This is a genomic window from Flavobacteriales bacterium (assembly GCA_021296215.1).
In the GTDB taxonomy this organism is placed as follows: domain Bacteria; phylum Bacteroidota; class Bacteroidia; order Flavobacteriales; family ECT2AJA-044; genus ECT2AJA-044.
Genome location: JAGWBA010000088.1, coordinates 1 through 7,544 on the forward strand (window position 1 = coordinate 1; position 7,544 = coordinate 7,544).

8 protein-coding genes are annotated in these 7,544 nt (G+C 48.9%); 1 reads left to right on the top strand and 7 read right to left on the bottom strand.

Annotation, left to right across the window (positions count from 1 at the left end; translation table 11 throughout):
- The coding region (locus J4F31_11290) for an ATP-binding protein (GenBank protein ID MCE2497140.1) at nucleotides 1-166 on the top strand (166 nt) is incomplete at its 5' end.
- A 183-nt stretch (nucleotides 167-349) separates the two neighbouring features.
- Here J4F31_11290 and J4F31_11295 read toward each other — a convergent pair.
- The 7 genes from J4F31_11295 to J4F31_11325 are packed head-to-tail and all read right to left on the bottom strand — an operon-like array spanning nucleotide 350 to nucleotide 7,486.
- Nucleotides 350-595, bottom strand: coding sequence for a hypothetical protein (locus J4F31_11295; protein MCE2497141.1), 246 nt, complete (start codon nucleotides 593-595; stop codon nucleotides 350-352).
- Between the two features lie 45 nt (nucleotides 596-640).
- A complete protein-coding gene (locus tag J4F31_11300) occupies nucleotides 641-1,603 on the bottom strand; it encodes a MoxR family ATPase (protein MCE2497142.1) in 963 nt (320 codons plus the stop codon).
- Between the two features lie 2 nt (nucleotides 1,604-1,605).
- Complete coding sequence (locus J4F31_11305; GenBank protein ID MCE2497143.1) at nucleotides 1,606-2,970, bottom strand: peptidylprolyl isomerase; 1,365 nt, start codon at nucleotides 2,968-2,970, stop codon at nucleotides 1,606-1,608.
- Nucleotides 2,948-3,805 (bottom strand): hypothetical protein, encoded by an 858-nt coding sequence (locus tag J4F31_11310; GenBank protein MCE2497144.1) that lies wholly within the window; start codon nucleotides 3,803-3,805, stop codon nucleotides 2,948-2,950. The genes J4F31_11305 and J4F31_11310 overlap by 23 nt, the downstream gene beginning before the upstream one ends.
- Nucleotides 3,805-5,745 (bottom strand): peptidylprolyl isomerase, encoded by a 1,941-nt coding sequence (locus J4F31_11315; GenBank protein ID MCE2497145.1) that lies wholly within the window; start codon nucleotides 5,743-5,745, stop codon nucleotides 3,805-3,807. The genes J4F31_11310 and J4F31_11315 overlap by 1 nt, the downstream gene beginning before the upstream one ends.
- Before the next feature lie 25 nt (nucleotides 5,746-5,770).
- Nucleotides 5,771-7,246 carry an IMP dehydrogenase gene (guaB, locus tag J4F31_11320; GenBank protein MCE2497146.1) on the bottom strand — a complete coding sequence of 492 codons (1,476 nt, stop codon included), beginning with the start codon at nucleotides 7,244-7,246 and terminating at the stop codon, nucleotides 5,771-5,773.
- Nucleotides 7,247-7,291: 45 nt separating this feature from the next.
- The gene (locus J4F31_11325) at nucleotides 7,292-7,486 is read right to left on the bottom strand and encodes a gliding motility-associated C-terminal domain-containing protein (protein MCE2497147.1); all 195 of its coding nucleotides are present in this window, start codon (nucleotides 7,484-7,486) and stop codon (nucleotides 7,292-7,294) included.
- Nucleotides 7,487-7,544: the final 58 nt, after the last annotated feature.

Below are 7,544 nucleotides of genomic sequence, written 5' to 3' on the forward strand. Positions count from 1 at the left end.
CCGCTACAGCGCCTCACTGGAGCAGCTCGACTACCATCCCGAACGCGGGCTTGATAGAACCATTGTGCAGCGCCTCTCTACTGGACACTACATCACCCAAGCCCAGAACGTACTGATTATGGGGTCTACCGGGTTAAACTCTCGCGGAGAAGCATTCCGTTCGTGAGCATGGAAACCTTCGGAAATGGAATTCCCTCGGCCTCAGCCAATAGACGATACTCCTTTATAATGCGCAACATATCTATGCGCTTAGGGTGTAAGAGTGTTTCTCCCCCGTTGTACAGCTGAAGCTTTTCGACACTATGGAATCTAGTATCTGAAAGGAACTGGTCGAGAAACCTTCTCAAGATCAATGGCGACATACTTTGTTTGGGCTGGTATGATCCAAGGCGCAGAACTTACAGCGCAGGTTGCAAGCACTATTGAACTCTATATTGATCTCGCGTACCGAAACTCGGTTCTGGTGTCCCGGCCTTCGGTAATACCATCGATACTGTGCGCGATTATTCAGCTCTTGCATCTTCTTCAGCAAGGGCCAAATAACCGGATGCTCGTAATAACGGGCCTTTAATCGTTCGTGCAGGTTCTGTTCCATGATGACAAAGGAACTGCGCCTGTTAAGTCTAAACTATGAGATTTATCAGAAGAGCGAAGTAATGATCTGCTCTTCGGTAATACCCTCGGCTTCGGCCTTGTAGTTCTTCACGATCCTATGGCGTAGAATCGCAAATGCCGCTGCTCTTACATCTTCCTGGTCGGGGGCGTACTTTCCATGAATGGCGGCGTGTGCTTTTGCTCCCAAGATCAGGTTTTGAGAAGCGCGCGGACCAGCGCCCCAGCTGAGGTATTTCTTGATCATTTCCGGGGCCGTATCCTCGTCGGGACGTGTACTACTAGCGAGTTTAACGGCATATTCAAGCACATTGTCACTCACGGGGATTCGGCGAATCAAATCTTGGATCTTAAGGATATCTTCTGAAGAAAGAACATGCCCAACCTCAGCTTTGTAGTCGCTTGTGGTATTCTTGACGATTTGAACCTCTTCGGCGAAGCTCGGATAAACGACTTTAATATTGAACATGAATCGGTCGAGCTGAGCCTCGGGCAATGGATAGGTTCCCTCCTGCTCTATCGGGTTTTGGGTGGCCAATACAAAGAATGGTTCCTGCAACGCGTATCGATGACCGCCTGCGGTCACGGCCTTCTCTTGCATAGCTTCGAGGAGCGCGGACTGTGTTTTTGGTGGAGTCCGGTTGATCTCATCGGCCAAAATGATGTTGGCGAACAGGGGCCCTTTAACGAACTTAAAATGGCGATCCTCACCGAGGATCTCGCTACCGATGATATCGCTCGGCATCAAATCCGGGGTAAACTGAATTCTGTTGAATGAAAGCCCCAATGCTTCAGCAATGGTATTGACTAGTAAGGTTTTCGCCAGACCGGGAACACCCACCAAGAGACAGTGTCCCTTGCTGAAAATGCTGATGATCACATCGCGGACCACGTCTTCTTGCCCTACGATTACTTTTCCTATTTCCTTTTTAAGGGCGGCATACTGGCCGACCAAAGCGTCTACCGCTGCGACATCCGAGTGATTCGACATCCTTATAGATCGTTCTTTTTCCAGTTGTACTGGAAGTTGCATTCATAACTGTTTGGCATCACGCGAATGTAGGTATCGTTCAATCGATCTTCGACCCATTCACTTGTGATATCCTGCTGTTTTTTCTGTTTCGCCATCATCTGCAGACGTTGATAATCGTCTTTGAGGTTGGCGCGGTGTGGTTGAGAACGGCTAATAAGCCTCACTAACCGAAAGCCCTGTTGTCCGTTGGGCGTTTGGTAGTTAATTGGGCCGGCGATCTCCCCTACGTTTACTTCTTCAATGGTAAAGTAAACCGAGCGATCCAGCTCGGAGATCTCGAACTTAGTATCGGCAGTTGCCGGATTCACCATGATACCTCCGTTGTTTCGGGTATTCTTATCGTCCGAGTACTCCATGGCAGCTTCTTCGAAGGTCAAAATACCGTCGCTTATGATCAACTTCAGGCTATCCAAAAAGTTCTGAGCTTCCTGCAAATCGTCGGGTGTGATCTTCGGAACGATGAGGATATGGCGCACATCGATCTCCTGACCTCTTTTGGCCTCGAGCTGACAAATGTGATATCCGAATTGCGTTTCAAATACATCACTGATTTCACCCGGTTGAAGTGCGAAAGCCACTCCCTCGAATTCTTTGACGAATTGACCGCGCTTAACCCCTTCGTAAAGTCCACCGTTCTTTGAGGAACCCGGATCCTCCGAATACAGGATGGCCATGGTCGAGAACTTGGAGCCCTCTTCGATCCTTTTCTTGATACCGCGTAACTCTTCCATCGCAGCGGTCTTAGCTTCTTCGCGAACCTCCGGGAACTTCACGATCTGTGCGACTTCGACCTCCGAATTGATCAAAGGCAGGCTATCGTGCGGAATGTCCCTAAAGAACCTGCGCACCTCGGCCGGAGTTACTTCGATTTCCCCTACCACTTCTTGTTGCATTCGCTGAGCGGTCATTTGAGCCCGCATGGAACTGCGCATTTCTTCTTTGATCTCCACAACCGATTGTCCGTAGAATTCCTCGAGCTTCTGGATTCCACCGATCTGCGCTTCGAGCATCGACATCCGGCGATCCATTTCGCTTTTGACTTGCTCATCGGTCACTTCAACGGAATCGATCTCGGCTTGGTTCAAAAGCAATTTCTCGAACATAAGATCCTCAAAGACCTGGCATTTATTGAGGCCCGGTCCGGCCACGCCTTGCTGTTCGTACTGTATATACTGCGATTCGACATCGGATCGCAACACCTTATACCCGCCGATCACGGCTACAACCTGGTCGATGACCTCGCCCGTCGGTTGTGTCATTCCGGCCGTTGAGGCCGCAATAAAAATCAAGAGGGATAAAAACTTATTCGTAGATCTCAAACTCATTCCTTTTCTGCGCGTCTTCGTATAAACGATTTTCCATCTCTTTTATTAGGTTGAGTTTGCGCTGGTGCAAGATAATGTTCTTAATCGTGGGTCGCACGTATTCGAGCGGCGAGTAATTATCGGTCATTTTGAAGTCGAGCAAGTGTATGAAGTAGACCGCCGTAGAATCCTCGATCTCAACGTATTCGTTGCTCCTTAAAAACTGCTCTTGATTGTAGGTTTGCAGCGGCACACGCGTCACGAGATCCATGAACGAGATCCATATGCTGTCGCTCATATACCGCTCCTGTGCGAAGTCGAGCGCGAATTGTTGGCGTTTTTCGATTTCGGCCTCTCGGCCGGATCGGAACCATCGGCGGAAATCAGAGAGTCGCGGGGTGGCGGGGTCGAATTTGTAGTACTCCACGCGAACGATATTTTCTTTCAGCTCGAAATTATCGCTGTTTTGCTCGTAGTACTCGTTAACCTGAGCTTCGGTAATATTGGTATCGAGATATTCTGCGATGAGTTTTTTCTCGTACAGCGATCGAACCAGGCTGTTGCGATACTCTTCGACCAGTCGGTCCACATCCTTTTCGTTCTCACTGAGGTTCAATTCGGCCTTTTGAAGCGCCAATCTCTTTCGCGCCCAATTGTAGATGTAGTTGTACGCGATCGAAGCGCTATCCTCCTCGGATAGGTTCTCCCCCAAAACCGACTCCAGTTCGGACCTCAACAGGTATTCATCTCCAACCCTCGCTACGGCATCCGAGTGATCGGTACCCTGAAAAAGCGTGCACGAGCTCAAGGCCAATGAGATTATTGAAACTAGTATGAGGACCGATTGCTTACACATTACTGGACTTGTTCCAATACTGTGGGGTAAACCTCATAAGCGTATTTCGCCCGAAGGCTTTTGATCCACTCAGCTTCGAGTTGATTCTGATAATCGGAAATGATGATCCCTCTGGACTCGCTCAGCTCTTTAGGCATGGGCTCCATGATTTCGAGTACTTCGATGACTTGGTAGCCTTTATCGGTCTTCTTAATAGTGCTGAATCCGAGTTTCCAATCTTCTTCGTCTCCAGGGAATTCGGCACTGGTGTACACTCCGTCTTCCACTTGATAAGGAAGCTCACTATCCGCATTGAGCTTTCCGGCAATGAAATCGCTGTCTTTTCCTTTGCTCAAGTACTTGAGCATGCGCTCGGCGACTTTTTCGTCGTTCGCGGTATGGATGCGAACACGAGCGCGCTTAGGCCACATGTACTTGGTCTTGTTGGTCTTGTTGGCCTCGTAGAACTCCTCTAAACCAAGGGTATCCTTTACTGCCTTGGACCAAACTTCGTCATCCATTAGCTCGAAAAGTAGAATTCCATCGCGGTACTCCTTATACAAACGGCGGAAATCCGGATACTTTTCTTCGAGGTGGTTATCCTCATAAGCCAATAAGGCCTTATCAACGAACTGATCGAAGGCCTCCTTGAGCATGGCCTCCTTGTCTTGGTTGATGCTGTTCGCATACTGGTACTTTCCTAGGTACTGTGCAAAGTGCATTTGTACGATCACTGTATCTCCAAAGGTCAGCACCGGACGAGTATATCCGTCCATGGTTTCGGGTTGCCAAGACTGGCGATAAAACGATTGATCTACCAACTTGTCGAATACTTTCAGGTTCTTTGCGTTCACAACCGGATCATACTCTTCCTTAAGGCGGTCGATTACGACATCCTGGCTCTTTTGCGCACGCATGTCTCCATTGATCTTACGACGTACTTCGAACTCATCTTCCTCTCGGCTTGGTGGTCCTTTGATATCGAGGAGTTTGATCAAGTGGTAGCCGAACTGAGTCTTGATGGGTCTACTTACTTGCCCTATGGTGTCCAACGCGAAAGCACCTTCTTCAAATTCTTCAACCATCACACCTGAACCGAACCAACGGAGCTCTCCTCCTACACTCACAGTGCTTTTATCGTCTGAATACTGCATGGCCAAATTGCCGAAGTTCTCCCCTTCCTGCGCTTTTTGATACACCTCATGAGCTTTGCTCATGGCACTGCTCCATGTTGCAGAATCCGCTCCTTCTTCAACTTTGATGAGGATGTGGGCTACTTTGCGCTGTCCACGAGCCGGGCGACGCCCGGTAACTTCGATCAAGTGATACCCGAAACGCGTACGAACCGGCATGCTCACTTCGCCAACTTCCGTGCTGTAAGCGGCAGTCTCAAATGGATAGATCATGTACAAGGCGGTGAAATAACCTAGGTCACCCATATTGTCTGTTACTGATGAATCCTGGCTGTATCGATGTGCCATTTCCTCAAAATCGGTACCCGCTAAAATTCTTTTGCGAATCTCTACGGCCTGATTGTACACTCGTAGTGTATCGGCCGGAGATGCGTTTTCTTCCACACTAAAAAGGATGTGTCGTGCACGCACCTCGGTTTGAAGGCGATCAAATGCCTCGTCCACCAGAGCCTCCGTTACTTCGGCATCGTTCAGGTAAGGCCTTGCGAGATCCTTGCGGTATCCACGAAGCTCGCGCTGAAAACGGGGCATAGTATCCAAGCCCGCATCCTCGGCCGCCTTCACCTTAAGTTTGAAATTGATGAATAGGTCGAGGTATTCTTCTGGAGTCTTAATTTCTGCGGTAGGTGTATTCCTATTCTTGTTGAATACGTACTCGAATTCAGAGAGGTATATACTGTCTCCTTCCAAGATCATTAACAACGAATCGTTTTGTGCAAACGAGGTTCCGACGACAAAAATCAATACTAGTGCAACGAGTTGCTTCATCTTCTTTCTTGTATTTGTTTAAGGTTTAACGACTGTAATTAGGTGCTTCGCGTGTGATAGCTACATTGTGTGGATGACTTTCCTGTACACCTGCAGCGGTGATCTTAACGAATTTGACCGTTTCGCGAAGGGTCTCGAGGTCTTTAGCCCCGCTATAACCCATTCCGGCACGAAGTCCTCCGACGAATTGATACATCACTTCGTTCAAAGAACCTTTATAAGGCACACGGCCAACGATTCCTTCTGGAACTAATTTTTTAATGTCGTCTTCCGCGTCCTGGAAGTAGCGATCTTTCGACCCGGCACTCATTGCGTCCACAGAGCCCATTCCTCGATAGGTTTTGAATCGACGTCCTTCGTAGATGACGGTTTCGCCAGGTGACTCTTCGGTTCCTGCCAACAGAGACCCAAGCATTACCGTATGAGCGCCACCGGCCAGTGCCTTTACGATATCACCTGTGTAGCGAATTCCTCCGTCGGCGATCACGGGTACACCGCTTCCTTTGATGGCGGTAGCTACGGTGTTCACCGCAGTCAATTGAGGTACACCGACTCCCGCAACTACGCGGGTAGTACAAATGGATCCCGGACCAATTCCCACTTTGACAGCATCTGCCCCAGCGTCGACCAAGAACTTCGCGGCGTCAGCAGTGGCTATATTACCCACGACGATATCGAGGTCCGAAAAAGCCTTTTTGATCTCTTTAACAACGAGCATTACGCCTTTGGTATGCCCGTGAGCTGTGTCCACGACTACGGCATCGACATTATTGTTAACCAAAGCCTGAACTCGGTCCGGCACATCCCCGGTAACTCCAACACCGGCGGCTACACGCAACCTTCCAAATTCGTCTTTACTTGAATTGGGTTGGTCTTTTTGCTTGATAATGTCTTTATACGTGATAAGCCCGGTAAGCTTACCCTCCTTATTAACCACGGGAAGCTTTTCGATCTTGTGCTCCTGTAAGATCCCTTCAGCCTGTTCGAGTGAGGTGTTTTCAGTGGTAGTTACCAATCCCCGACTGGTCATGACTTCGGCAACGGGACGCGAATCGTTCTTTTCGAAACGCAGGTCGCGGTTCGTCACGATTCCTACGAGCTTCAACTCGTCGTCTACGACCGGAATCCCACCAATGCTGTATTCGCGCATCATGTTCTTGGCGTCGATCACCAATGCATCCGCACCCAACGTTACGGGGCCCAAGATCATTCCGCTTTCTGCACGTTTAACCTTTTTCACCTCACGGGCTTGATCCTCGATGGTCATGTTCTTGTGCAACACACCAATTCCACCTTCACGAGCCATAGCGATGGCCATTTGCGATTCGGTAACCGTATCCATCGCTGCCGATACGATCGGAATATTCAGATTGATACTTCTCGTGAACTTGGTGCTGATCTGCACCTCGCGCGGAAGAACTTCAGAGTAGTTCGGTACCAACAACACATCGTCGTAGGTAAGTCCTTCGCCTATAAAGTTGTTTGAATTCAGTAAAGACATGATGGAGCCGCAATTGATTAAATTGCACACAAAGATACGAATTCATCAGCGAATCAGCGTAAGCGCCCCTGCCTTTCTAAACACCTGACCGTCAAAGGTGTACTCAATTGAGCATGGGTAAATGCCCATAGGCAATTCTTCTCCATCGAATGTGCCGTCCCATCCAATCTGTGGATCGGTCGACTCAAAGATCAAACCTCCCCACCGATCGTAAATAAATAAGGCATAAGACCGGAACAATTGGATAGATTTGTTCTGTAATGCCTGTAAAATATAGCAAACTCAGCGATTACAAAAT

Bases quoted from the DNA above. Each gene is read 5' to 3' on its own strand.
- J4F31_11305 (MCE2497143.1), bottom strand. From the start codon at position 2,970: ATGAGTTTGAGATCTACGAATAAGTTTTTATCCCTCTTGATTTTTATT.
- guaB (MCE2497146.1), bottom strand. From the start codon at position 7,246: ATGTCTTTACTGAATTCAAACAACTTTATAGGCGAAGGACTTACCTAC.
- J4F31_11310 (MCE2497144.1), bottom strand. From the start codon at position 3,805: ATGTGTAAGCAATCGGTCCTCATACTAGTTTCAATAATCTCATTGGCC.
- J4F31_11315 (MCE2497145.1), bottom strand. From the start codon at position 5,745: ATGAAGCAACTCGTTGCACTAGTATTGATTTTTGTCGTCGGAACCTCG.
- J4F31_11300 (MCE2497142.1), bottom strand. From the start codon at position 1,603: ATGTCGAATCACTCGGATGTCGCAGCGGTAGACGCTTTGGTCGGCCAG.
- J4F31_11295 (MCE2497141.1), bottom strand. From the start codon at position 595: ATGGAACAGAACCTGCACGAACGATTAAAGGCCCGTTATTACGAGCAT.